20 protein-coding genes are annotated in these 24,726 nt (G+C 73.9%); 5 read left to right on the top strand and 15 right to left on the bottom strand.

All coding sequences use genetic code 11. The annotated features are described in order from the left end of the window. Positions 1-128 precede the first annotated feature (128 nt). Both FRAQA3DRAFT_RS27900 and FRAQA3DRAFT_RS27895 read left to right on the top strand, forming a co-directional pair. Positions 129-776, top strand: a complete 648-nt coding sequence (locus FRAQA3DRAFT_RS27900; RefSeq protein WP_051054661.1) for an amino acid ABC transporter permease — start codon at positions 129-131, stop codon at positions 774-776. Further along, positions 773-1,690: an amino acid ABC transporter permease gene (locus FRAQA3DRAFT_RS27895; RefSeq protein ID WP_009742401.1), complete on the top strand. Its 918-nt coding sequence runs from the start codon at positions 773-775 to the stop codon at positions 1,688-1,690. The genes FRAQA3DRAFT_RS27900 and FRAQA3DRAFT_RS27895 overlap by 4 nt, the downstream gene beginning before the upstream one ends. A gap of 81 nt (positions 1,691-1,771) precedes the next feature. Here FRAQA3DRAFT_RS27895 and rny read toward each other — a convergent pair whose 3' ends face one another. The 4 genes from rny to FRAQA3DRAFT_RS27875 form a co-directional block, all read right to left on the bottom strand. Further along, positions 1,772-3,397 carry a ribonuclease Y gene (gene rny / locus FRAQA3DRAFT_RS27890; RefSeq protein WP_369809483.1) on the bottom strand — a complete coding sequence of 542 codons (1,626 nt, stop codon included), beginning with the start codon at positions 3,395-3,397 and terminating at the stop codon, positions 1,772-1,774. A gap of 839 nt (positions 3,398-4,236) precedes the next feature. Next, entirely contained in the window at positions 4,237-4,845 is a 609-nt protein-coding gene (gene recX, locus FRAQA3DRAFT_RS27885) for a recombination regulator RecX (protein WP_009742399.1), read from the bottom strand. 3 nt (positions 4,846-4,848) lie between these two features. Continuing rightward, a complete protein-coding gene (gene recA, locus FRAQA3DRAFT_RS27880; RefSeq protein ID WP_009742398.1) occupies positions 4,849-5,889 on the bottom strand; it encodes a recombinase RecA in 1,041 nt (346 codons plus the stop codon). Between the two features lie 167 nt (positions 5,890-6,056). After that, positions 6,057-6,251 (bottom strand): DUF3046 domain-containing protein, encoded by a 195-nt coding sequence (locus tag FRAQA3DRAFT_RS27875; protein ID WP_035923634.1) that lies wholly within the window; start codon positions 6,249-6,251, stop codon positions 6,057-6,059. Positions 6,252-6,413: 162 nt separating this feature from the next. Here FRAQA3DRAFT_RS27875 and FRAQA3DRAFT_RS27870 point away from each other — a divergent pair, with 162 nt between their 5' ends. The 3 genes from FRAQA3DRAFT_RS27870 (at position 6,414) to FRAQA3DRAFT_RS27860 (ending at position 13,746) form a co-directional block, all read left to right on the top strand. Beyond that, entirely contained in the window at positions 6,414-11,201 is a 4,788-nt protein-coding gene (locus tag FRAQA3DRAFT_RS27870; protein WP_009742396.1) for an ATP-dependent helicase, read from the top strand. Continuing rightward, positions 11,198-12,664 carry an MFS transporter gene (locus tag FRAQA3DRAFT_RS27865; protein ID WP_009742395.1) on the top strand — a complete coding sequence of 489 codons (1,467 nt, stop codon included), beginning with the start codon at positions 11,198-11,200 and terminating at the stop codon, positions 12,662-12,664. Before FRAQA3DRAFT_RS27870 ends, FRAQA3DRAFT_RS27865 begins: the two co-directional genes overlap by 4 nt. Positions 12,665-12,840: 176 nt before the next feature. Then, positions 12,841-13,746, top strand: coding sequence for an Fpg/Nei family DNA glycosylase (locus FRAQA3DRAFT_RS27860; protein WP_009742394.1), 906 nt, complete (start codon positions 12,841-12,843; stop codon positions 13,744-13,746). Positions 13,747-13,780: 34 nt separating this feature from the next. On the opposite strand, the gene FRAQA3DRAFT_RS27855 is transcribed toward FRAQA3DRAFT_RS27860, so the two are convergent. From FRAQA3DRAFT_RS27855 to FRAQA3DRAFT_RS27805, 11 genes are all read right to left on the bottom strand, one after another. Beyond that, positions 13,781-14,338 (bottom strand): RNA polymerase sigma factor, encoded by a 558-nt coding sequence (locus FRAQA3DRAFT_RS27855; protein ID WP_009742393.1) that lies wholly within the window; start codon positions 14,336-14,338, stop codon positions 13,781-13,783. A gap of 519 nt (positions 14,339-14,857) precedes the next feature. Further along, positions 14,858-15,706: a hypothetical protein gene (locus FRAQA3DRAFT_RS27850; RefSeq protein WP_009742392.1), complete on the bottom strand. Its 849-nt coding sequence runs from the start codon at positions 15,704-15,706 to the stop codon at positions 14,858-14,860. A 92-nt stretch (positions 15,707-15,798) separates the two neighbouring features. After that, positions 15,799-16,731: a PspA/IM30 family protein gene (locus tag FRAQA3DRAFT_RS27845; protein ID WP_009742391.1), complete on the bottom strand. Its 933-nt coding sequence runs from the start codon at positions 16,729-16,731 to the stop codon at positions 15,799-15,801. Positions 16,732-16,799: 68 nt separating this feature from the next. Continuing rightward, entirely contained in the window at positions 16,800-16,994 is a 195-nt protein-coding gene (locus FRAQA3DRAFT_RS27840; RefSeq protein ID WP_035921620.1) for a hypothetical protein, read from the bottom strand. A 163-nt stretch (positions 16,995-17,157) separates the two neighbouring features. Beyond that, complete coding sequence (locus tag FRAQA3DRAFT_RS27835; protein WP_009742390.1) at positions 17,158-17,625, bottom strand: Dps family protein; 468 nt, start codon at positions 17,623-17,625, stop codon at positions 17,158-17,160. A 274-nt stretch (positions 17,626-17,899) separates the two neighbouring features. Further along, entirely contained in the window at positions 17,900-18,211 is a 312-nt protein-coding gene (locus FRAQA3DRAFT_RS27830; protein ID WP_009742389.1) for a helix-turn-helix domain-containing protein, read from the bottom strand. A 108-nt stretch (positions 18,212-18,319) separates the two neighbouring features. Beyond that, positions 18,320-19,633, bottom strand: coding sequence for a competence/damage-inducible protein A (locus tag FRAQA3DRAFT_RS27825; RefSeq protein ID WP_009742388.1), 1,314 nt, complete (start codon positions 19,631-19,633; stop codon positions 18,320-18,322). Then, the gene (locus tag FRAQA3DRAFT_RS27820) at positions 19,623-20,393 is read right to left on the bottom strand and encodes a CDP-alcohol phosphatidyltransferase family protein (protein WP_009742387.1); all 771 of its coding nucleotides are present in this window, start codon (positions 20,391-20,393) and stop codon (positions 19,623-19,625) included. Before FRAQA3DRAFT_RS27820 ends, FRAQA3DRAFT_RS27825 begins: the two co-directional genes overlap by 11 nt. Next, positions 20,390-22,006: a MiaB/RimO family radical SAM methylthiotransferase gene (locus FRAQA3DRAFT_RS27815; protein ID WP_009742386.1), complete on the bottom strand. Its 1,617-nt coding sequence runs from the start codon at positions 22,004-22,006 to the stop codon at positions 20,390-20,392. Before FRAQA3DRAFT_RS27815 ends, FRAQA3DRAFT_RS27820 begins: the two co-directional genes overlap by 4 nt. 147 nt (positions 22,007-22,153) lie before the next feature. Continuing rightward, entirely contained in the window at positions 22,154-23,038 is an 885-nt protein-coding gene (locus FRAQA3DRAFT_RS27810; protein ID WP_009742385.1) for a helix-turn-helix domain-containing protein, read from the bottom strand. A 104-nt stretch (positions 23,039-23,142) separates the two neighbouring features. After that, positions 23,143-24,726: DNA translocase FtsK (locus FRAQA3DRAFT_RS27805; RefSeq protein WP_009742384.1), on the bottom strand; the 1,584-nt coding region annotated here is incomplete at its 5' end.

The following is a 24,726-nucleotide window of genomic DNA, read 5'->3' as shown; positions in this document are numbered from 1 at the left end:
TCCGTACCCGCTGACGCGGCGGGGGCCGGGGCGCCGGTGGCCGGCCAGCCGCCGGCCCCGTCCCGGCCCTCGCCGCCGTCGTGCCGCCGCACCGCATCGGGCGTTCCACCGCACGAGGGAGCATCGCGATCGACGCCGTCTTCGACAACCTCGACATCTTCGCCGAGGGATTCCGCCGCACGGTGGGTCTGAGCCTGTTCGCGGCGATCGCGGCGCTGCTCCTCGGCACCGCGCTCGCGGCGATGCGGGTCTCCCCGGTGCCCCCGCTGCGCTGGTTCGGCACCGCCTACGTGGAGATCGTCCGCAACACCCCGCTGACGGTGGTGTTCTTCTTCGTCGTGTTCGTCCTGCCGCAGGTCGACATCGTGTTCTCCTACTTCACCTTCGCGGTGGTCGCCCTGTCGATCTACCACGGGGCGCTGGTCTGCGAGGCGGTCCGCTCGGGCATCAACGGGGTCGACCTCGGCCAGGCCGAGGCCGCCCGCGCGCTCGGCCTGACCTTCGCCCAGACGCTGCGGATGATCGTGCTGCCGCAGGCGTTCCGCAACGTGCTCCAGCCCCTCGGCAGCGTGATCAGCGCCCTGATCCGCAACACCTCGATCGCCGCGGCGTTCGGCGTCCAGGAGCTGACCGGGGTGGTGCAGCGGTTGACGACGGCCAACCCGGACTCGGTCATCGCCGTGCTGCTCGGCGGCGTGGTCGCCTACCTGATCCTCACCCTGGCGCTGGCGGGCGCGCTGGCCCTGACCGAACGACGGGTGGCGAGGGCACGATGAGCGGCACGCCGATCGTCCTGGCGGATCCGCCCGGCCCCCGGGGCCGGCGGCGCATCCTGATCTCCAGCATCATCGCGCTCGTCGTCCTCGCCGGGCTGCTCACGCTGGCGCTGCTGCGGCTGGCGGACTCCGGCCAACTCGACGGCGAGCTGTGGAGCGTGTTCGTCGACTACCCCGAGCTGCGGACCCTGCTGTGGAACGGCCTGCTCGACACGCTGCGCGCGGCGCTGACGGCGATGGTGTTCGCGGTGGCCCTGGGCATCGCGCTGGCGCTGGCGCGGACGTCTCGGCGGCGGGCCGTCCGCATCCCGGCCACCGCCGTGGTCGAGTTGTTCCGCAGCCTGCCGGTGCTGATGCTGATCCTGTTCGCCTACCTGGGACTGCCGGCGCTCGGCTGGCAGCTGTCGGCCTTCTGGGCCCTGGTGCTCGGCCTGACCGCCTACAACGGGGCGGTGATCAGCGAGATCTTCCGGGCGGGGATCGCCTCGATCGACCGGGGGCAGACCGAGGCCGCCGCCGCCCTCGGGCTGCGGCCGTTGCAGATCTTCCGGCTCATCCAGCTCCCGCAGGCGGTCCGGCGGATGAGCCCGACGCTGATCAGCCAGCTGGTGACCCTGCTCAAGGACACCTCCCTCGGTTTCGTCATCGCCTACAGCGAGCTGCTGCGCACCGGGCGCGGCGCCGTGGAGTTCCTCGGCAGCCGGTACGCGCTGCCGATCTACACGGTGATCGCCCTGATGTACATCGTGACCAACAGCCTGCTGTCGTGGCTGGCCCGCTGGCTGGATCGCCGGCAGAACCAGCGGCTCGGCGGGGGCCACGCGGAACTGCCGATGGACGCCGCGGCGGCAGCGGGCGCCGGGGCGACAGCGACGGTGCCCGAGCAGGGTGGGCCGGATACCACCCGGACCTGAACCGCCCGAACCTGCGCCGCCCGAACCTGAACCACACGGACCTGAACCACACGGACCTGAACCACACGGCCGGGCGCCTGTTCAGCGGGCCGTGCCCACCGCCCGGGTCTCGCGGACCACAGTTACCCGGATCTGGCCGGGGTAGGTGAGCTCGTCCTCGATCTGCCGGGCGACGTCGCGGGCGAGCAGGTGGGCGGCGACGTCGTCGACCTCCTCGGGCACGACCATGACCCGCACCTCCCGGCCCGCCTGCATCGCGAACACCCGGTCGACCCCTGGGCGATCACCGGCGATCTGCTCGATGCGTTCGAGCCGCTTCACGTACGACTCCAGGCTGTCGCGGCGGGCCCCCGGCCGGCCGCCGGAGATCTGGTCGGCCGCCTGGGTCAGCACGGCGCACAGCGAGCGGGGGGCGACCTCGTTGTGGTGGGCCTCGATCGCGTGCACGACCTCCTCGCTCTCCCCGTAGCGGCGGGCCACGTCCGCGCCGATGAGCGCGTGGGAACCCTCGACCTCGTGCGTGAGCGCCTTGCCGAGGTCGTGCAGCAGGGCCGCGCGCTTGGCCAGGGGCAGCGCCATCCGTAGCTCCGCGGCCATGATCCCGGCGAGATGCGCACTCTCGATGAGATGCGCGAGCACGTTCTGGCCGTAGCTGGTGCGGTAACGCAGCCGCCCGAGCAGGGTGACCAGCTCGGGGTGCATCTCGGAGATCCCCGTCTCGAGCAGCGCGTCCTCGCCTGCGCGCACGCAGCGCTCCTCGACCTCCAGCTGGGCCCGCGCGTACTCCTCCTCGATGCGGTGCGGGTGGATGCGCCCGTCGGACACCAGCGCCGCCAGCGTGATCCGGCCGATCTCCCGGCGCACCGGATCGAAGCAGCTCAGCAGGACCGCCTCGGGGGTGTCGTCGATCAGCACGTTCACCCCGGTGACGGACTCGAACGTGCGGATGTTGCGCCCCTCGCGGCCGATGATCCGACCCTTCATCTCATCGCCCGGCAGGTGCAGCACGGTGACGACGGACTCGGTGGTCTGCTCGGAGGCGACCCGCTGGATGGCCGTGGTCACGATCCGGCGGGCGCGTTCCTCCCCCTCTTCCTCGGCCCGCGACTCGATCTCGCGGACCAGCAGGGCGGCCTCGCGACGGGCCTCCTGCTCGATGGTGGAGACCAGCTCCGCCCGGGCCTGCGCCGCGGTGAGCTCGGCGATCCGCTCCAGCGCCGCCTGCCGCCCGGCCTCGAGGTCGGCCGCCTCGGCCGCCCTACGGGTCAGCTCGTTCTCCCGATCGAGGAGGTCCTGATCACGCCCGGCGAGCCGGCTGGCGTGGTCGTCCAGGCTGGCGGTGCGCTCCTCGACCCGCTGCTCCCGGGCGGCGAGCGCCGCCTCCCGGCCGCGCAGCTCGGCCCGCCGGACCCGCAGCTCGTCCTCGAAGGATGCGCGGGCCGAGGCGATCTCCGCACGGGCGGCCTCCAGCTCGGCCCGGGCCGCGTCACGTGTCGCGGCCTCCGCCCGGGACGCGTCGGCCGCGGCCTCGGCGAGGGCCTGGTTGCGCAGCGAGGCGACCTCGTCCTCGCCGCGACGGCGGATCTCGGCGGCCTCCCGCTCGACCCGAGCCAGCCGTTCGGCCGCCTCGCGTTCGGCGCGCGCGACAATCTGCGCCGCCTCACGCTCGGCCGCCCGCCGTGCCGAGGCCAACTCCCGCGAGGCCACCTCCGTCGACGCCGCCTCCCGCGAGGCCACCTCCGTCGACGCCGCCCCTGTCGACGCCACCTGCCTCGACGCCTCGGCGACGGCCGGCGCGGCTGCCAGGGCAGCACCGACGGGCGCTCCGGCCGCCGGCCTGGGCGCACCATCGCCGGCAGACTCGTGATCCGATGCGGCGGCCGCATCGCGCCGCGTTGGCCGAGGGGCCGGGGAACCGGAACCAGCGGCCGTTGCGGCCGGCGACCCGCCGCCGGCCGGTTGGGCGCCGTCGGCGGCGGACCGGACGGGGGGCAGCACCCGCACCGCGGGTTCCTCGTCGTCGTCGAGCGGGAGTGCATCGGCCGCAGCCGCGATGCCCGAGGAGCTCGGGGTTGCGCGTATCGCGGCGCCGGAATGCCGATCCCCCCGCGCCGTGCGCGCCAGCCATGCCACGGCGAGGATAAGCGCGGCGAGCACGACGAGAACGAGTGACAAGAGGATGACGAGAACACCGTCCACCGCTGCTCCCTCCGCTATCGTCGGACCCGCCCAGGCGGGCTGGATCGGAGCGGCGAAGGACCCACGACCCGGCGCGATCACAGCCGTGGAGGGGCAGCGCGCGGACTCCACCATTACGATAAGGAGCCCACAGTGGCACGCTGGAGCAGACCATCAACAGTGATGGCCCATCCCGGCATAGCGACTCGGACACCCGCCCGCGGCGGCTGCCTCCTTGTGAAGTTGAAAGAGCTATCGACACCGCGTCGCCGCGGGGATCCTGTCACCTTTCTGGAAGAATAAGTCGGGCCACATTCTCCGGTCAAGAAATTCGTCACATTGACAATCGACTGAAATCCCGCTAGAGCTCACGGGGAGGGGTCCAGGTCGCCGTCGTCCCACGCCGTCGGCGACGGATCGCCCTCGTCAGCCCCGGCGCCGGCCTGCTCCCGCACGACGCGGATCGCGAGCTCGGCCGGGTAGCCCCGGCGCATGAGCATGGCCAGCAGCCGCCGCGCCCGCGCCTGCTCAGGCAGCCGCTCCATCGATCGCAACCGGCGCCGGACGAGATCCCGGGCTGTCTCCTCCTCGTCCTCCACCGCGACGACGGCCGTGGCCGCCTCGACCACGTCCGGCTGGACCCCTCGCCGGCGCAGCTCCGCGGCGAGCGCCTGCCGGCCCAGCCCGCGCTGGGCCCGCGCCGAGGACACGAAGGCGGCGGCGAAGGCGCCGTCGTCCACGAGCCCGACGGCGGTCAGTCGGTCGAGGACGGTCGCGGCCACGTCGTCGGCCACACCCCGGCGGCGCAGGGTCGTGGCCAGTTCGGCCCTGCTGCGCGCCCGCGTCGCCAGCTGGCGCAGGCAGATCTCCCGCGCGACGACGACCGGATCCGCCGGCCGACCGACACCGGGATCGCCTACGGCGTCGGCGCCGGCGGCCGGACCGCGTTCGGCGTCGCGCCGACCGGCTCGCACCATCGGCTAGAGATCGATCGGGACCGGCGCCACGACGTCGGATTCGACACTGGGCAGGATGCCGAGCTTTTCCTTGATCTTCTTCTCGATCTCGTTGGCCAGGTCGGGATTGTCCCGAAGGAACGACCGCGCGTTCTCCTTGCCCTGACCGAGCTGGTCGCCGTCGTAGGTGTACCAGGCACCGGACTTGCGGATGATGCCGTGCTCGACGCCCATGTCGATGAGGGAACCCTCGCGACTTATACCGCCGCCGTAGACGATGTCGAATTCGGCGGTCCGGAACGGTGGGGCGACCTTGTTCTTCACCACCTTGACCCGGGTACGGTTACCCACCGCCTCCGTGCCGTCCTTGAGCGTCTCGATACGGCGGACGTCGAGGCGCACCGACGCATAGAACTTCAGCGCCTTTCCACCGGTCGTGGTCTCCGGCGAGCCGAACATGACGCCGATCTTCTCGCGCAGCTGGTTGATGAAAATCGCGGTCGTGCCGGAGTTCGCCAGCGCGGCCGTCATCTTGCGCAGGGCCTGCGACATCAGGCGGGCCTGGAGGCCCACGTGGCTGTCGCCCATCTCACCCTCGATCTCGGCCCGCGGGACCAGCGCGGCGACCGAGTCGATGACGATGATGTCCAGTGCGCCGGACCGCACGAGCATGTCCGCGATCTCCAGCGCCTGCTCACCGGTGTCCGGCTGGGAGACCAGCAGGCCGTCGGTGTCGACGCCGAGCTTCCCCGCGTACTCCGGGTCGAGGGCGTGCTCGGCGTCGATGAACGCCGCGATACCGCCGGCCGCCTGGGCATTGGCCACCGCGTGCAGAGCGACGGTCGTCTTCCCGGACGACTCCGGGCCGTAGATCTCGATGACGCGGCCCCGCGGGAGCCCGCCGATGCCGAGCGCGACATCCAGCGCGATCGAGCCCGTGGGGATGGCCTGGATCGGCGGCCGGGTGTCGTCCCCCAATCGCATGACTGATCCCTTACCGAACGCCTTGTCGATCTGCGCCAGGGCGTTATCCAACGCCTTCTCACGGTCGAGTCCTGCCGCCATTGGAGTTACTCCATGCTGAGGTCGTCGATTCTTGGCCACGGGGGTGACGTTAGGCCGTGGGTCCGACAGTTTCGAGGGCCGGGGGTGATCTGTGGATAAGTGCCCGCATGGGGATAACTCTAGCCGAACAGGCGTTCGATGGCTCGGCAACACGCCGATCGGCGCGCTCAGCGCTCCCGGGCGGGCACTCCGAACTCGTCGCATACGGCCCGCCAGACGGCCTTGGCGTCGTCACCGCGGGCCAGGGCCGCCTCGACCGTCGCACCCCCGAGCCCGGCAAGCACATGATCGCGGGCAAACGACTCCGCGTAGGCCGAACCGAACCGTGTGTCCATCTTCGCCCAGAACTCGGTCAGCCGCACCTCACCAGTGTGCACCGCCCGGAGCGGACCGGGTCAATCGCCGCCGCGCCCACCGGTCCATGCCTCGGCCGGCCCGCGCCGGACCCGGGCACACCCGGCGAAACCGGGCAAGCTCGACGAGGCCGACGAGGCCGACGGACGGCGGCCCGCCGGAATCTGTCGGTGCCGCGTCGCAGACTGGACCACGTGCCCAGCCGCAGCCCCACCGACCAGCCGGATCCGCTTGCGCCGTTCTCCGCGCCGACGCGCAGCTGGTTCGGCGCGGCCTTCGCCGCGCCGACGCCCGCCCAGCGCGGCGCGTGGGGGGCGATCCGCGGGGGCGGCAACGCGCTGGTCGTCGCCCCGACGGGATCCGGAAAGACGCTCGCCGCGTTCCTGTGGTCACTGGACACCCTGGCCAGCTCGCAGCCGCCGCCCGAGCCGACGCGCCGGTGCCGGGTGCTCTACATCAGCCCGCTCAAGGCACTCGGCATCGACGTGGAACGCAACCTGCGGGCCCCGCTGGCGGGGCTCCGGGGCGCCGCACAGCGCCTCGGCCTGCCCCAGCCCGAGATCACCGTGGGCGTCCGTTCGGGTGATACCCCGGCCGCCCAGCGACGCGGCTTCGGGTCCCATCCCCCCGACATTCTGATCACCACGCCGGAGTCACTGTTCCTCCTGCTGACCAGTGCTGCCCGCGAGGCGCTGCGCGGGGTGCGCACGGTGATCGTCGACGAGGTGCACGCGGTGGCCGGCACCAAGCGCGGCGCCCACCTGGCGCTCAGCCTGGAGCGCCTCGACGCGCTGCTGGAGACGCCGGCGCAGCGGATCGGCCTGTCGGCCACGGTGCGCCCGGTCGAGGAGGTCGCGCGCTTCCTCGGCGGTGCGGCCCCGGTGACGGTGGTCCGGCCGCCGGCGACGAAGACCCTCGAGATCGAGGTCGTGGTCCCCGTGGAGGACATGACCCGGCTGGGCGAGCCGCTCGTCGACGCGCCGCCGGACGGCTCCCCGGCCGCCGCCCCGCCGCGGGCGTCGATCTGGCCGGCGGTCGAGGAGCGCGTGCTCGACCTGGTGCTGGCGCACTCGTCGACGATCGTGTTCGCGAACTCGCGGCGGCTCGCGGAGCGGCTGTGTGCCCGGTTGAACGAGCTCTACGCCGACCGGCTGGCCGGAGCCGGAGCGGGAGTCACAGCGCCGGAGCCGAGCCCGGTCGCCGCCGGTCCGGACGGCGGCGCAGCCCTGGCGCGCGTGGCACCGGCCGCGTTGATGGGCGCGGCCGGCCAGGGCGGCGCACCCGCCGGGTGGCCGGAGGTCGCCCGGGCCCACCACGGCAGCGTCAGCCGGGAGCAGCGGCTGCTCATCGAGGAGGATCTCAAGGCCGGGCGGCTGCCTGCGGTCGTGGCAACCTCCAGCCTGGAGCTGGGCATCGACATGGGCGCGGTCGACCTCGTCGTCCAGATCGGCTCGCCGCCGAGCGTCGCCGCCGGCATGCAGCGCGTCGGCCGGGCTGGTCACCAGGTCGACGCCACGAGCCTCGGCGTGGTCCTGCCGCAGCATCGCGGGGACCTGCTCGAAAGCGCCGTGGTCGCCGAGCGGATGCGGGCGGGGGCGATCGAGGAGGTCCGCGCTCCGCGCAACCCCCTGGACGTGCTCGCCCAGCAGATCGTGGCGATGACGGCGATGGACGACTGGTCCGTCGACGATCTCGGCGTGCTGGCCCGGCGCGCCGCGTCGTTCGCGTCGCTGCCGGCGTCGGTGCTGGAGGCCGTGCTCGACATGCTCGCTGGGCGCTATCCCTCCGATGCCTTCGCCGAGTTGCGTCCCCGCATCACCTGGGACCGGGCCACCGGCATCCTGCGCGGGCGACCCGGCGCGCAGCGGCTCGCGGTGACCAGCGGCGGGACGATCCCCGACCGGGGCATGTTCGGCGTGTTCGGCGTCGGGGAGAAGGCCAGTCGGGTCGGAGAGCTCGACGAGGAGATGGTCTACGAGTCGCGGGTCGGCGACGTGGTGCTGCTGGGCTCCTCCAGCTGGCGGATCGAGGAGATCACCGCGGACCGGGTGCTGGTCACCCCGGCGCCGGGCCGCCCCGGCCGGCTGCCCTTCTGGCACGGCGACGCCCCGGGTCGGCCGGCCGAGCTCGGTCGCGCGCTCGGCGCCTTCCTCCGGGAGATCGGTCGGCTGCCGGCGCCGGCCGCGGCCGGGCGGGCGCGGGCCGCCGGGCTCGACGAGTGGGCCACCGCCAACCTGCTGCGCTACCTGGACGAACAGCGGGCCGCCGTCGGGCACCTTGGGGACGACCGCACGATCGTCGTCGAGCGGTTCCGCGACGAGATCGGCGACTGGCGCCTCGCGGTGCACTCGCCGTTCGGCGCTCCGGTCAACGCACCCTGGGCACTCGCCCTCGGGGCCCGGCTGCGGGAGCGCTACGGCACCGAGGTGCAGATCATGCACACCGACGACGGCATCGTCGCCCGGATCCCGGACGCGGCGGAGGTGCCGGGCGCGGACCTCGCGCTGTTCGATCCGGACGAGATCGACGCGATCGTACGGGCGGAGATCGGCGGCAGCGCCCTGTTCGCCAGCCGGTTCCGGGAATGCGCCGGGCGGGCCCTGCTGCTGCCGCGGCGCACCCCTGGCCGGCGGACCCCGCTGTGGCAGCAGCGCCAGCGCAGCGCCCAGCTGCTCACCGTTGCCGCCACGTTCAGCGACTTCCCGATCGTGCTGGAGACGATGCGGGAATGCCTGCAGGACGTGTTCGACACCCCGGCGCTGGTCGGCCTCATGCGGGAGGTGGCAGCCAGGTCGCTGCGGGTGGTGGAGGTGGAGACGCCGTCCCCGTCGCCGTTCGCCTCGTCGCTGCTGTTCGGCTACGTCGCCGCGTTCATGTACGGCGGCGACGCGCCGCTGGCCGAACGCCGCGCCCAGGTGCTGTCGCTGGACAGCTCGCTGCTCGCCGAGCTGCTCGGCGAGGCCGACCTGCGGGAGCTGATCGATCCCGCCGCGCTGGCCCAGGTGACCGCCGAGCTCACCCGGCTCGCCCCGGAGCGCCGCGCCCGCGACGCCGAGGCAGTCGCCGACCTGTTGCGCATCGTCGGCGACCTGACCACCGAGGAGGCCGTCGCCCGGGGCGCCACCCCGGCCTGGCTCGCCGAGCTGGAGCACGCCCGCCGGATCCTGCGGGTCCGCATCGCCGGCGAGGAACGCTGGGTGCCGGCCGAGGACGCGGGCCGGCTGCGCGACGCCCTCGGCGTCCCCCTGCCGGTGGGGGTACCCGAGGCGTTCACCCAGCCGGTGCGCGACCCGTTGGGTGACCTCATCTCCCGGTACGCACGCACCCACGGGCCGTTCGACGCGGAGGAGCCGGCGCGGCGCCTGGGGCTCGGCACCGCGGTCGTCGTCGGGGTGCTCGAGACCCTGACCGCCGAGGGCCGGCTGGTGCGCGGCGAGCTGCATCCCGAGCGCACGGGCGTGCAGTGGTGCGACGCCGGGGTGCTACGCGCGCTGCGCCGGCGCAGCCTCGCCGCGCTGCGCCGGGAGGTCGAGGCCGTGCCGGCGCGGGCGCTCGGCGCCTTCCTGCCCGCCTGGCAGGGGGTGACCAGCGGCCGGGGCCGGGGGGTCGACGGCGTGCTGCGGGCCGTCGAACAGCTGCAGGGCGCCCTGATCCCCGCGAGTGCCTGGGAGCAGCTCGTCCTGCCGGCCCGGGTCACCGACTACTCCCCCGCGATGCTGGACGAGCTGTGCTCGACCGGAGAGGTCCACTGGGCGGGCGCCGGCGGTCTGCCCGGCGGTGACGGCTGGCTGACGCTGGTCACGGCCGACGCCGCTGCCCTGCTGCTACCCGCGGCCGACCTCGACGCCGCCGCCGGGCAGCCGCACGAAGCCGTCATCGACGCCCTCGCGGACGGTGCGGCGCTGTTCTTCCGGACGCTGTCGGATCGGGTCGGCTCGCTCGACGACACCGCCCTCACCGCGGCCCTGTGGGATCTCGTCTGGGCGGGCCTGATCACCAACGACACCCTTGCGCCGCTGCGCGTCCTGCTGGGTGCCACCGGCGGGACCGCCGGACCCGCGGCCAGGCGGCGGGCCCCGCGGCCGCGGCACTCCCGGTACGGCCGGCCGATGCTGCCCCGGCGGACCGGCCCCCCCACCGCGGCCGGCCGGTGGTCGCTGCTGCCCGAGCGCGACGAGGACCCCACCCGGCGTGGCCACGCGCTGGCGGAGGCGCTGCTCGACCGGCACGGCATCGTCACCCGGGGAGCGGTGACCAGCGAGCATCCGACCGGCGGTTTCGCCGCGGTCTACCGGGTACTCAGCGCGTTCGAGGACGCGGGGCGGGCCCGGCGCGGCTACTTCGTCGAGTCGCTCGGCGCCGCCCAGTTCGCCGTGCCCGGCGCGGTCGACCGGCTGCGGGCGATCTCCGCGGCGCAGCGCGACGCGGCACAGGCTCCGTCCTGGGCGCCGCCACCGACCGGGCCGGACATGGGCATGCAGCCGGACATGGGCATGCAGCCGGACGGCGGGGTGCCGTGGGCGCAGGCGCATCCCGGCCGGCGCGGATCCGCGGCGGGCCGGGCCGGCGGGGCGCCCGCGGCCGTGGTCCTCGCCGCCACCGATCCGGCCAACCCGTTCGGTGCCGCGCTGGCGTGGCCGGACCGGCCGGGGGCGCGGGCGGACGCGGCCGCCGGACACCGACCTGGCCGTAAGGCAGGTGCGCTGGTCGTCCTCGTCGACGGAGAGCTCGTCCTCTACGTGGAGCGGGGCGGGCGGTCCCTGCTGTCGTGGACGGCGGACGAGCGCCTGACCGGGATCGCCGTGGACGCGCTGGCCCGCGCGGTCGTGGACGGGTCGCTCGGCCGGCTGACCGTGGAGAAGGCCGACGGGGAGCCGATCGCCGTGAGTGGGCTCGGCGCCGCCCTGGAACGCGCCGGTTTCCATCCGACGCCGCGCGGCCTGCGGCTGCGGGCTTGACCGATCAGCCCACCGGCCCGCCGGACGCCGCCGTCACGGCCGGCCAAGGCGAGGGCGGCGCAGGCGAGAGCGGCGGGCTCGAGCCGGCGGTGCGGTCCCTGTGGGACCGGCGGATTCGGGCGCTGACGGCCGGCCTTGTCACGATCATCACGCTGGTCGCGTTCGAGGCCCTCGCCGTGGTCACGGTGCTGCCTGACGTGGCCGCCGATCTCGACGGCGTCGGCCTGTACGGCTGGGCTACCAGCGCCTTCTTCCTCGGCACGACGGTCGGCATCGTGCTGGCCGGCGCCGGCGCCGACCGGGACGGCCCGGCTCGCCCGTTCGCCGTCGGACTGCTGTTCTTCTGCGCCGGGCTGCTGGTCGCCGCCCTGGCGCCGACGATGGGGGTGCTCGTCGTCGGCCGGGCGCTGCAGGGCCTCGGCGGCGGCGCGATCCCGGCGATCGCCTATGCCACGATCGGCCGGGTCTACCCCGCCGAGCTGCGGCCCCGAGTTTTTGCGGTGCTCTCCACCGCCTGGGTGGTGCCGGGCCTCGGCGGACCGGCGCTGGCCGGCCTGCTCGCCGCCCACGCCGGCTGGCGCTGGATCTTCGGCGGGCTGCTGCCGCTGACCGTCGCCGCGGGGGGAATCCCGTTGCGGGCGCTGCGCGCGATGCCGGGACGACAAGGTGGCGGGAACGTTCCCATCCCGTTCATCCCGGCCGTGCGGATCAGTGCCGGCGCGGGCCTCGTCCTGGCCGGGCTGACGAACCGCTCGCCGCTCGGCCTGCCACTGATCGCCGCCGGGATCGGCTGCGGCCTCGGGCCACTGCGCCGACTGCTGCCGGCCGGTACCCTGCGCCTGCGTCCCGGTATCCCCGCCGCCGTGGCCACTCGGGGCCTGCTCACCTGGGCCTTCTTCGGGGCGGACACCTTCGTCCCGCTGTCGATCACCACGGTGCGGCACGCGTCGACCACGACGGCGGGACTCGCGGTGTCCAGCGCGACGCTGTGCTGGACGGCGGGCTCCTGGACGCAGGCCCGATTCGCCGGGCGCCTGCCGGACCGGGACCTCATCGGGGCGGGGCTCGGGCTGGTCGCCCTCGGCACGGGCGGGTTCGCCACCGTGCTGCTGCCCGGGAGCGTGCCGCTGGCCGTCCCGATCGCCTGCTGGGGAGTCGCCGGGATGGGGATCGGCATGTCGTACTCGACCATCGTCACGCTGGTCCTCGGTGAGACGCCACCCGACCGGCAGGGCGCGGCCAGCACCGCCGTGGCGCTCAGCGACAACCTGGGTACGGCGTTCGGAGCGGGGGTGAGCGGCGTGGCCATCGCGGCGAGCCAGGCGACGACCGGTGCGCCGGACAACGGGCTCGCGGTCGCCTTCGGGCTCACGGTCGGCATCGGGCTGTTCGGGGCGCTCGTGGTCACCCGGCGACTGCCGCAGCGCCGCTCGCCCCGCCCGGGCGATGCGCCGCAGCCGTGACCAGGGCCGCGCACCTCACCTGCGGCGGCACCCGACGCGAGGAGTCGAGGCGGGAAGGCCGAACGGCGGGAAGGTAGACGGCGGGTAGTGAGGACGGCGGAAAGGAAGACGGCGGGAGGGGCAGGCCGGAAGAAAGACGGCGGGAGCACCGGCATGGATGCAGGGAGGATGCGGGGATGCCCGAGGGCGACACGGTGTGGCGGGCGGCCCGGCGGATGGACGCCGCGCTCGCCGGCGCGCGGCTGCTGAGCACCGATTTCCGGGTGCCCCGGCTGGCCACGGCCGACCTGTCCGGCCAGCGGATCACCGCGGTGACCGCACGTGGCAAGCACCTGCTGACCAGGTTCGACGGCGGGCTGACCCTGCACACTCATTTCCGGATGGAGGGCTCGTGGCACCTCTACCGCCCGGGGGTGGCCTGGTCGGGCGGTCCGGCCTGGCAGATCCGGGTCGTGCTCACCACCGCGGAGCAGGTCGCGGTCGGGTACCGCCTGGCGATCGTGGAGCTGCTGGCGACCAGCCGCGAACAGGACGCCGTCGGCCATCTCGGCCCGGACGTGCTCGGGCCGGACTGGGATCCGGACGCCGTGGTGGCGGCGCTGCGGACAACGCCGCAGCGGCAGATCGGTGCCGTGCTGCTCGACCAGCGGATCATCGCCGGCCTGGGCAACCTCTGGCGCACCGAGGCGTGCTTTCTTGCTGGGGTGTCACCCTGGACGCCCGTGGGCGACGTACCCGATCTACCGGGACTCGTCCGACGAGCCCAGGCGATGATCAAAGCCGGCGCCCACGGCGGGCATCAGGTAACGACCGGGTCCACGCGACCCGGGGAGGAGCACTGGATCTACGGCCGGGCCGGGCGGCCCTGCCGGCGGTGCGGGAGCCGGATTCTCACTGCCGACCAGGGCCGGATGCCCGGCCGGGTCGACGACGAGAGCCGGCGCACCACCTGGTGCCCCCGATGCCAGGCCGGACCGGCGGCTCCCGCAGGAGCCGTCGCCCGTCGCGGACGTGCGGGCCGAGGCGCCGAGGCGCGCTCCGGCCGTGTCCGCCGGCCCGATGCCGGGGAAGGTGGTGCCTGAATTGCATAGAACACATTTGATCCTGGCGAGATCGTCAGTTCCGGGAGAAGGAGATCAGCCGCGCCCGGCCACGGGTGAAGGCACCCTCGGCCGCCTTGAGGCTGATCTCCAGGTCCGCAGCCGCCTCACGGGTGCTCATCCCGGCCGCCCGCGCCATGATCACCTGACGCTCACGGCCGCGCAGTGCACCGGCTCGGGCCAGCAGCCAGCGGGCCTCCGCTCGGTCGCAGACGGCGTCGTCCGGTGCGGGTTCCCACGGCTGCAGGTACCCGCGGACCACCGCCCGTTCCGCCCGCTGCCGGGCCCGGTGGTGGTCGACGCACAGGCGCAGCACCGTCGTCGTCAGGAACTGACCGACCCGGCTCGCGTCAAGGTCCCGGAAGCCCGCCGCGCGGATGAACGCCTCGTGCACGCAGTCCTCCGCATCGGCCTTGCTCGGCAGCCGACGACGGGCGATGTGGATCAGCCGCTCCCGGTGGGGCAGCATCAGCGACCAACGCTGCTCGCTGTAGGGCTGGTCCAGCTCGGCCACGGACGTTGCGGTTGCGGTTGCGGAATCAACCGGGAGGATCTCCCCGGCAGGGCATGTCACGGTTCAGTCCACCTCTGACTTGCTCGGACCGCGCCACCCCCCAGCGCGATCACGGCCGGCCCGGTGCGCGCCAGCACCGGCAGAACCGCGATGCGCCTTGGTCTTCTATGCCCGCTGGGTGCCAAGCAGCGGACTTTGGACAAGCCGGACATTACACATCCACTCCTGGGCAAGCCAGTCCCGACTCCTCCGTGTACGCGGCACGACCGCCCAACATGCACGCACCGTACACACCACGGACCCGGAACCGATGCTCCTACGGCGGAGCAACACCACCAAACGGTGGCAAAACGCCGAGGAAGCCGAGAGAATGGCGTTCTCTTGCCCAACGGAACGTATGCCTAATTGCCATTCGCTACGGACCGTATTCAGTGAACCGGCTGTAAACGTGGCGATCTACGACCCGAAGGTGCCACCCAGTCAGATAGACGACACGTGGTCGGAGCCTCGCAGTTCGTATCGGCCCGAGCGCGGGTGCCTGCGCCACGCGCACGGCCGCGCCGGCGGCGGGCCGGGCGGCTAGGAGCCCGCGAGCTCCTGCAGCGCCGCCGCATACCCGCGCAGCACCTCGGTGTCCTCGCGCAGCCTGACCAGGCCGGGTGCCGACGACGACACGGTACCGACCGCCTCCCCCGCCGCGGCGAGCAGGTCGTCGAAGACGGCCACCGACGTCGTCATCGTCGCCACCAGGGCCTCGGTGGTCCGGGCAAGCTCGGCGCGTCGCCCGGGATGGGAGATCGCCCGGGCGGCCGCCTCGCAGGCGACGACCCGGGCCGCGCCGACGCGCAGCCCGTCCACCAGCTCCGCGGCGCCGGCCGCGGCGGTCTGCAGGAGGGTTCGGGCCGCACCCGGGCCGAGGGAGCGGGTCATCGCCGCCAGCGCAGCCAGCGCCGCCTCCCCGCGGCGCAGCGGCTCGGCGGCCGCGGACCGGCGCAGCTCCCATGGGTTCGGCGCGGGGGTGCGTGGCAGCGGCAGCCCGTCGTCGGCCCGCCGCAGCAGCCCCAGTTCCCGCCCGGCGAGGGCCGCCCGGGCGAGCGCGGCCCCGCCGGCCACCAGCCAGCCCCAGGAGTCGTACGCCACGGCGGCCACGGGCGTCAGCGCGGCGACCCCGGTCCAGATCGACACGGTGGCCGCCTCCCGCCGCCGAGCCCAGCGCAGCCCGCGCCCGGCCCGCCGCTCGGCTCGCAGCAGCGACCGGCGCTCGACATCGGCCCCGACCCAGGCCGGCAGGGCGGGCACGACCGCGGCCGCGGCGTCCGCGGCCGTCCGTGCCGCGCTGGACCGCCGGTCGAGCAGCGCCTGGACGCGGTCCCACCCCCGGGCGGCGCCACCGAGGGCACTGGAGGCACCGGGGGCGACTGGAGGCACCGGAGGCACCGGAGGCACCGGAGGCACCGGAGGCCGACGCAGCCCGACCGTCGCGCGTCGACCAGTCCGTCACGCTCGGCTCCCCACCCGGCTCACGCCGCCGGCCCACCGGGCGCGCCCGCCGTGCCGTCGGCACCCTGCCCACCCGCGGCGGGCGGCGGTGCGCCCCGGCCGCCGGCCTCGGACACCCCGTAGGGCTCGCCGTCGGACTGCCCCTTGGTCAGCGACGGCCGCTGCGGATCGGCCCCAGCGCCGAGCGACGCCGGCGCCGCCCCACCCCCCAGGGCCGCGCCCGTGCCGCCCCCGCCGCCGAGATCGCCGCGCAGCTCGGCCAGCCGGGACAGGGCCCGGGCGTCCATGGTCGCGCGGCGGACCTCGACCATCCGCGCCTCCATCCCCTGCGAGGCGAGCTCGTGGCGCCCGAGCGCCACCGCGTAGCGGTGCTCGACCTTGTCGCGGACCTCCGCCAGCGTCGGGGTGTCGCCGGCCGGGGCCAGCGACGACATGCCCTCCATCGCCTGGGTCATCTGCTCCTGCATGGCGGCATGCTCGATCTGGGTCAGCAGCCGGGCGCGCTCGGCCAGGTGGCGCTGCATCCGCGCCGTGTTGTCCTCGACCGCGATGCGTGCCTGGGCCGCGGAGGACGCCGCCTGGCGGTGCAGGTTCTTCAGATCCTCGAGGGAGGCCTCCGCGGAGACGAGCTGGCTGGCGAATGCCTGCGCGGTCTCCTCGTAGCCGGCCGCGGAGACCGGGTCGCCCGAGGCCCGGGCGTTGTCGGCGAGAACCAGCGAGGAGCGGGCCGACTCGGTCAGGCCGGCGACCTCCTCGGCCTGGCGGGCCAGCCGCATCTCCAGCTGACGCTGGTTACCCACGACGAGCGCGGCCTGCTGCACGAGCGCCTCATGCTGGCGTCGTGCCTCCTCGATGGCCTGGTCGATCTGCACTCGCGGGTCGGCCCGCTCGTCGAACTTGCGGTTCGCCGACGCCGAGAGATACCGCGCAATCTTGCGCACGACATTCGCCATACCACGATCGTCGCACGACCTCGGCCCAGTGGTGACCCGGCCGGCGCACCAATCGCGTCGTCCATCCGTCAGACCGGCGGGCGCAGCACCGTGCGACCCCGTCCCCGGCAGACCAGACAGGGTCGGCAGGCCGGGACGAAGCCGCCGCGCGCCGTCGCGAAGACGACCAGCTGCTCGCCCAGACCGTTACACGCCTTGCAGACCTGGATCGGCAGGTGCGCCGGGACTGCGTCATCCTCCTCGGGTCGCGAGGCGGTGCTCACGTGACCTTCTCTCCCTGCGGGCCAGGCCCGGGAGCAGGCCCGGGGGGGACCACGACCGACTCAAGCTGCGCCGCGAGAACTACCCGGGGAGAGTGGCAGAACGATCCGCGCGCCGCCACCGGAGTCGCCCGTTCGGGCCGATGGGCCCGGCCGCGGACCAGGCTCAGACCATCGCCTGGAACATCCAGTGTTGTTCCTCCAGCTCTCGTACGACATCGATGATCAGATCCTGGGTGACCGGGTCGGGCTGCTCGGTGGCGTCCATCCGGATGCGCATCCGGGTGACGACCTCGGCGAGCACGTCGGTCACCAGCCGGATCACCTTCTCGTCGGCGAGGTAACCAACCTCGACTCCGTGCAGGTGGGTGCCGCGAGCGACCGTCGACGACTGGCCGTCCGGGTTGACCCCGATGGCGACGGCCCGCTCGGCGACGGCGTCGGCGAAGCGGCGGGCCAGCTCCACGACCTCGTCGAGCTGGCGGTGCACGCTGCGGAAGGTCCGGCCGATGACGTTCCAGTGCAGCTGCTTCGCGAACAGGGACAGGTCGATCAGATCGACCAGCGCCCCCTGCAACGCCTCGCCGGTGACGGAACGGGCCTCGTCGGACAGTGGGCTACGGATCGCACTCATGCTCGTCCTCTCGGGTCGGAGCCGCTTGCGTTCCCTGGCGTGCCCCGGAATGCGGTTCGTATGCGGAGCATCGGGTTACGTACCGCCCCACCGTCCAAGACGATCGACGCGCGGTGAGCACGCGCGCGGACTGGCAGGCAGACCCGTCGTCGGGTACGCGCCACCGGAAGCCGGCAGCGGGCACCGGAAGCCGGCAGCGGGCACCGGGACGCCACAGGCGCGCGGATCGGCCCAACGCGGGGCACGCGCCGTCGAGTGGGCGCGGCCGGCGGGCTCAGGCAGCCCGGTCCACGACCGTCGGGCGGGCCGGCACGACGACCGTGGCCCCGCCGACGCCCGCACCCACCGCCAGCTCGGCGAGCTCCAGGTCCTCGCTCACCTCGCGCAGCAGGTCCGCGAGCCGGACTCCCAAGGCCTCGCAGATGGCTGCGAGAAGCTCGGAGCTGGCTTCCTTCTGCCCACGCTCCACCTCGGAGAGGTAGCCCAGCGACACTCTGGCCGCCGAGGACACCTCCCGGAGCGTGCGGTGTTGATCCTGACGGCGGCGGCGCAACGCCTCGCCGATCATGCGTCGGAGCAGGACCATCGAGCCTCCTCCTTCGTCCGCGGGATGCGTTCACCGTATACCCACCACCGCGGCCATCGGGCCCTCGTTGATGGGACTGTAACTGTGTAAGCACCTCGGGTCCGGCGATTACTCCTGTGATCCGCCGGGAGTGTCGTCACCGAATGTAACGATCTCGCTGCCGGGCAGTCCCGTCAGGGTACGCCGCAACATGTCCAACGCGGTCACCGCGGCGAAGGCGCGCACCCGCGTGCGGTCGCCGGGCAGGCGAACCGAACGGGTGATCGTGCCGTCCGGACCGGCGAGACCCAGGTGCACCGTACCCGCCGGCTTGCCCTCCAGTTCCCCCGGGCCCGCGACACCCGTCGTGGCCAGCCCGTAGTCGGCGCCGAGCCGGACGCGCACCCCGGCCGCCATCGCCGCGGCGGTGTTCGGGGAGACCGCGCCCTCGGCGGCGAGCAGGCCCTCGTCGACGCCGAGCGCCGAAGCCTTGACGTCGGTCGCGTAGGACACCACGCCGCCGCGAAACACCGTGCTCGCCCCGGGCACGTCGGTCAGCCGGCCCGCGAGCAGCCCGCCGGTGATCGACTCGGCCACGGCGAGCGTCGCCGACCGCGCGCGCAGCAGCCCGAGGACCACGCTCTCCAGGGAGTCCTCGTCGCCGCCGTACACCCCGGCGCCGAGCGCCGCGCGCGCCGCCGCCTCCACCGGGGCGATCAGAGTCTCGGCCTCGGCCCGGTCGCGGGCCCGGGCGGTGATGCGTACCCGGGTCTGCCCGCCGCTGGCCAGGAACGCGATCCGCGGGTTGCCGATCGGCGCGAGCCGGTCGACCTCGCCCGCGAGCGCCTCGGCGACCGCCGACTCCCACATCCCCGCCGTGCGCAGCACCCGGTGCACGACCACCGCCGGCTGCCCCGCGCGGCGCAGGATGTCGGGCAGGACGCTGGCGGTGAACATGTCGTTCATTTCGAAGGGCACGCCCGGCATGGCGTAGACGACACCCGTGCCGATCTCCAACCGGATGCCCGGGGCCGTGCCCGAGCCGTTCGGCAGCGGCTGTGCCCCCGTGGGCAGGTCCGCCTGCCGGTAGTTCATCGCCGGGACGCCCTGGCCGTCGCGCCGGCCCATCGCCCGGAACCGCCGACGCAGCTCGGCCTCCAGGAAGTCGTCGCGGCGCAGCTCGACCCCGGCCGCGGTGGCGATGCCCTCTCGGGTCAGGTCGTCCTGGGTCGGCCCGAGACCGCCGGTCATGACGACGGCGTCGGCACGGTCCAGCGCCACCCGGATCGCCGTGGCGATCACGTCGACGTCGTCGCCGACCACCGTGGACGTCGCGACCGTCACTCCGACGTCGGCGAGCTGGCGGCCGAGCCACGCGGCGTTGCCGTTCACGATGTCGCCGTAGAGAAGCTCGTCCCCCACTGCCAGCAGCTCAGCGCGCATCGGTCAACCCCTCGTCGTCGGTGATCGGCGTCCCGCCCGCGGGCTCGCCGACGGCATCGCGCGCGGCCCGGCGCCGAAGCGCGAGCGCCCGGTACACGTAGTCGACGCCGGTGGCGACGGCGACCACCACTCCCGCGGCGAGAATCACCGCCCGGCTGGTCGCCGCGATCCCCGCCAGCGGCAGCACGTAGAGCCCGATCGCCACGTTCAGCAGCAGCGTCTTGGCCTTGCCGCCGCGGCTCGCGGCGATCACCCCGAACCGGATCACCCACAGCCGCAGCAGCGTGACCCCGACCTCGCGCAGCAGGACCACCGCCGTCACCGGCCACGGCAGCTCGCCGAGAATGGACAGCGAGATCAGCGCGGCGCCGGTCAGCGCCTTGTCGGCGATCGGGTCGACGAGGATGCCGAAGTCGGTGACGAGATGCCAGTGCCGGGCGATGGACCCGTCGATCTGGTCGGTGACGGCGGCGACGGCGTAGGCGACGAAGGCCGCGTACCGCCACCCGTCGGTGTCGGGACCGGCGAACAGAAAGACCACGAAGACCGGCACGAGGACCAGCCGGATGATCGTCAGCAGGTTGGCGACGTTGAGCACGGACACGCTCGGGCGCGCGTGCGGACCCGCGACGGCCGCGCCGCCCGGCTCGGGCGAGCCCGACGGGGTGTCGACGGGTGTCAGCTCACGGGTGGGCTGGGCGGCCGGCGACGGCCGCCGCCCGCCGACGCCGCCCGGGGCGCCGGCGCCGGGGACCGTCACGCCCCATCCACGCCGCGCCGACCCACCAGGACCGACGCCCGCCCCCCGGCCAGCGGCAACGCCTCGCCCCGTCCGGCCGCCGGGCGGGCCCGGTCGAGCACCGCGGTGAACTCGGCGACCAGGTCGACCCCCTCGGTCGCGACGACCCGGGCCTCGATCAGGTCCCCCACCTCGACACCGGGCAGGCCGGCCGGGTCACCCGCCGCGGCGGGGCCGGGCAGCCTCACCACGCACGAACCGTCGGCGTCGGGCTGCTGGTGGCCGGCGCACCCGGCGGCGAGCCCGTCGGTGACCTCCTCGACGAGGACCTGGACCCGGCTGCCGATCCGCTCCTGCGCCCGGGCGGCGGTGAGCTGTTCGACGAGATCGGTGATCTGCACCCGGCGGCGCTCGATCTCCTCCTCGGAGATCTTGCCTGGCAGCGAGACCGCCTCGGTGCCCTCCTCGTCCGAATAGCCGAACACGCCGACCGCGTCGAGCTCGGCGGCCTCGAGAAACTCGGCGAGGATGTCGACGTCCGCCTCGGTCTCGCCGGGGAAGCCGACGATGACATTGGACCGCGCGCCGAGGCCGGGCAGCAGCTGGCGACCGCGGTCCAGCAGGTCCAGGAAGTGCTCGGAGCCGCCGAACCGTCGCATCCGGCGCAGCACCCCCGGGCTCGCATGCTGGAACGACAGGTCCAGGTAGGGGGCGAGGCCCGGCGTGGTCAGCAACACCTCGAGCAGCGACGGACGCAGCTCCGCCGGCTGCAGGTAGACCGTGCGCACCCGCACGATGCCCGGCACGGCGGCGAGCTGCGGCAGCAGCTTCTCCAAGGCTCGCAGGTCGCCGAGGTCCTTGCCGTAGGAGGTCGAGTTCTCGCTGACCAGCACCAGCTCACGCGCGCCCTCGCCGGCCAGCCACTCGGCCTCGGCGAGGACGTCGTCGACGGGACGGGAGACGTGCGAGCCGCGGAACGACGGGATCGCGCAGAACGCGCACCGCCGGTCGCAGCCGCTGGAGATCTTCAGCGCCGCGACCGGCCCCGCCGTCAGCCGCCGGCGGCCCGGGGCGCCCACCACGCCCCCACCGGGCGCGGCGCCAACCGGCCCGCCACCGACCTGCGCACCGGCGCCGGCGTGCCCGGGAACGTGTACGGCGATGTTCGCCGAGGCACCCCGCTCCACCGGGGTGATCGGCAGCAGGGTGCGCCGGTCACGCGGGGTGTGCGCGGGCACGGTGGCGCCGCCGAGGACCGCCTCGAGATGCTCGCCGATGCTCGGATAGGCGTCGAAGCCCAGCACCGCATCGGCCTCGGGCAGGCTCGCCGCCAGCTCGCTGCCGTAGCGCTCCGCCAGGCAGCCGACGGCCACCACCGCACGCGGGCCCGCGCCGGCCGGCTCCCCGTCGCCGGCACGCAGGTCGTCCGCCGCGAGCAGGGCGTCGATGGAGTCCTTTTTCGCCGCGTCGACGAAACCGCAGGTGTTGACCAGCACGGCATCGGCGTCGGCGGCCTTGGGAACGAGCTCCCACCCCTGCGCGGCGAGCCGGCCGGCGAGCTCCTCCGAGTCCACCTCGTTCCGGGAACAACCGAGCGTGATCAGAGCTACCCGGCGCGGGACGCGTGTGGACACCAGGTCAGGCTACCGGGGCGGCGGCGCCCGGCGCTGCACCAGCCCGACATGGCCGACACGCCCCGGTGGGAGACGGCGGGCGGACCCGGATCGGATGGGCCGGCAGGTCCTGCGGCGGGAACGGGTCGCCGCGCCTGCGAGCGGCGCTCAGTCCACCGACGCGACGGGCGCGGTGGCGAGCACGGACGGCAGCGGGGCAGCGGCGAGCGGGCTGCGGCCGGCCTGCCCGACCTGGCACTCGCCGGAGGCGACCAGGCTGACCCGAATCGTCACCACCTGGCCGGGACCGCCGGAGGGCCCGAGGCTCCTGCCGTTGCAGGACACGTCGACCGCGCCCGCGTTGCCCATCCTGATGCTCAGCGCCCCCGGCGCCGTGACGGTGCGGCTGTCGCCGGAGCGCAGCAGCTGCGCGAGCAGCACGTGGCGGGCGTCGTCGCGCACCTCCAGCCAGCTCTGCGCGTCGCGCGCCGCCACCACGACGTTCAACCCCGTCGGCGGGGAGGTGCTGGGGGCGGCGGCGGGCGCGCTGCTCGGCGCCGCGGCGGGCGCCGGCCCGGTCGGCGCGGGCGCCGCGGCCTCGTCCTGCCGCGTGGACCCGGAGGAGCCGGACGACCCGGAACCGGGCACCAGCAGGGCGACGGCCGCGATCAGGCACACCGCGGCCAGGGACGCGATCATCGCGGCGCCCCAGCGGAACCCGCCGCGCCGGCGCCTGGTCCCGCCACGCAACGGGTCGAACTCGCCGGGCGGGACGCCGAGCACCGGCCCGGTCAACGCCTCATGGGAGGCGTCGTAGGCGGCGAGGACGGGACCGGGGTCGAGCCCGAGGCTCGTAGCGATGCTGCGCAGGTGGCCGCGGGCGTAGACGGTGCCGCCGCAGCGCGAGTAGTCATCCCGCTCGATCTGGTCGATCAGGCTCGCCCGCACCCGGGTGCGCTCGCTGACCTCGTCGATCGTCAGGTTGCGCTCGCGACGGGCCGCGGCGAGCAGCGAGCCGGCGCTGGCCGGCTGCGGATCGTCCACGGATTGCATGAGCGTCCTCCGCAAGCGTCAATTTCTGCCTACCGTGGAGGCACGGCCTCAGTTTACGGTCCGTCACCCGGCCTCGAAAGCGCAGTCCCGACCACTGGCACTTCCTAGCCGTTGCGCAGGGTCGTGAGCAGGCCCTCGAGTTCGTCGGGCATGACCAGCACGTCACGCGCCTTGGAGCCCTCGCTGGCCCCGACGATGCCCCGGCTCTCCATCAGGTCCATCAGCCGGCCCGCCTTGGCGAACCCGACGCGCAGCTTGCGCTGCAGCATGGACGTGGAGCCGAACTGGGTACTCACCACGAGCTCGACGGCCTGCAGGAACAGCTGCAGATCGTCGCCTATCTCCTCGTCGATCTCCTTCTTAGCCTCGCCGCCCCCGTCGAACACATCCTCCCGGAATGCCGGCGGCGACTGTTCCTTCGTGTGGTCGACGATCGCCGCGATCTCGTCCTCGGAGACGAATGCACCCTGGATACGGGCCGGTTTGCCCGCGCCCATGGGGAGAAAGAGCGCATCGCCCAGGCCGACCAGTTTCTCGGCACCGGCCTGGTCGAGAATCGTGCGGCTGTCGGCGAGCGATGCGGTCGCGAACGCGAGCCGGGACGGGACGTTCGCCTTGATCAGGCCGGTCACCACGTCCACCGACGGGCGCTGGGTGGCGAGCACGAGGTGGATACCGACCGCACGGGCCATGGCGGTGATCCGGCAGATGGCGTCCTCGACGTCGCGGGGGGCCACCATCATCAGGTCGGCGAGCTCGTCGACGATGGTGAGGATGTACGGGTACGGCGTGTACACCCGCTCGGAACCGGGCGGGGCGACGATCTCCCCGTTGCGGACCTTGCGGTTGAAGTCGTCGACGTGGCGCACCCCGCAGGCGGCGAGGTCCTCGTAACGGTTCTCCATCTCCTTGACGACCCACTGCAGCGCGTCGGCCGCCTTCTTCGGGTTCGTGATGATCGGCGTGATCAGGTGCGGGATGCCCTGGTAGTTCGTGAGCTCGACCCGCTTGGGGTCGACGAGCACCATGCGCACCTGGTCCGGCGTCGCCCGCGCCAGCACCGAGGTGATGAGCGTGTTGATGCACGTCGACTTGCCGGCGCCGGTCGCCCCGGCAATGAGGATGTGCGGCATCTTCGCCAGGTTCGCCAGCACGTAGCCGCCCTCGATGTCCTTGCCGAGGCCGACGACCAGCGGATGGGCGTTGGCGAGCGCCTCGCCGCTGCGCAGCACGTCGCCGAGCGACACCAGCTCCCGGTCGGTGTTCGGGATCTCGACGCCCACCGCGCTCTTGCCCGGGATCGGGCTGATGATCCGCACGTCCGGGCTCTTGACGGCATACGCGATGTTCTTCGCGAGCTGGGTGATCCGCTCGACCTTCACCGCGGCGCCGAGCTCGACCTCGTAACGGGTCACCGTCGGGCCGCGGGTGAAACCGGTGACCCGGGCGTCGACCTTGAACTGGGCGAAGACGTCGGTGAGCGAGGCGATCACGCCGTCGGTCGCGGCGGATCGGACCTTCGGCGGGGTGCCGGAGCGCAGCAGTGTCGGCGACGGCAGGGTGTAGTCGCCGTCGGTCGGCGGGACCAGGTGCTGGATCTCGTCCGGGGCGCTCGGGGAACCCGGCCCGGGCACGCCGGACGCCGTGTCCGCGGCGCCGGTGGTCGCCTTCGCCGCTCGAGCCCGGCC

Source organism: Frankia sp. QA3, assembly GCF_000262465.1.
Taxonomy (GTDB): domain Bacteria; phylum Actinomycetota; class Actinomycetes; order Frankiales; family Frankiaceae; genus Frankia.
The sequence above is the reverse complement of the archived record's forward strand: the minus strand, read 5'-3'. Positions and strand labels throughout refer to the sequence as shown.

Bases quoted from the DNA above. Each gene is read 5' to 3' on its own strand.
- FRAQA3DRAFT_RS27845 (WP_009742391.1), bottom strand. From the start codon at position 16,731: ATGGCGAATGTCGTGCGCAAGATTGCGCGGTATCTCTCGGCGTCGGCG.
- FRAQA3DRAFT_RS27830 (WP_009742389.1), bottom strand. From the start codon at position 18,211: ATGGTCCTGCTCCGACGCATGATCGGCGAGGCGTTGCGCCGCCGCCGT.
- recA (WP_009742398.1), bottom strand. From the start codon at position 5,889: ATGGCGGCAGGACTCGACCGTGAGAAGGCGTTGGATAACGCCCTGGCG.
- FRAQA3DRAFT_RS27895 (WP_009742401.1), top strand. From the start codon at position 773: ATGAGCGGCACGCCGATCGTCCTGGCGGATCCGCCCGGCCCCCGGGGC.
- recX (WP_009742399.1), bottom strand. From the start codon at position 4,845: ATGGTGCGAGCCGGTCGGCGCGACGCCGAACGCGGTCCGGCCGCCGGC.
- FRAQA3DRAFT_RS27835 (WP_009742390.1), bottom strand. From the start codon at position 17,625: ATGAGTGCGATCCGTAGCCCACTGTCCGACGAGGCCCGTTCCGTCACC.
- FRAQA3DRAFT_RS27825 (WP_009742388.1), bottom strand. From the start codon at position 19,633: ATGCGCGCTGAGCTGCTGGCAGTGGGGGACGAGCTTCTCTACGGCGAC.
- FRAQA3DRAFT_RS27810 (WP_009742385.1), bottom strand. From the start codon at position 23,038: ATGCAATCCGTGGACGATCCGCAGCCGGCCAGCGCCGGCTCGCTGCTC.
- FRAQA3DRAFT_RS27860 (WP_009742394.1), top strand. From the start codon at position 12,841: ATGCCCGAGGGCGACACGGTGTGGCGGGCGGCCCGGCGGATGGACGCC.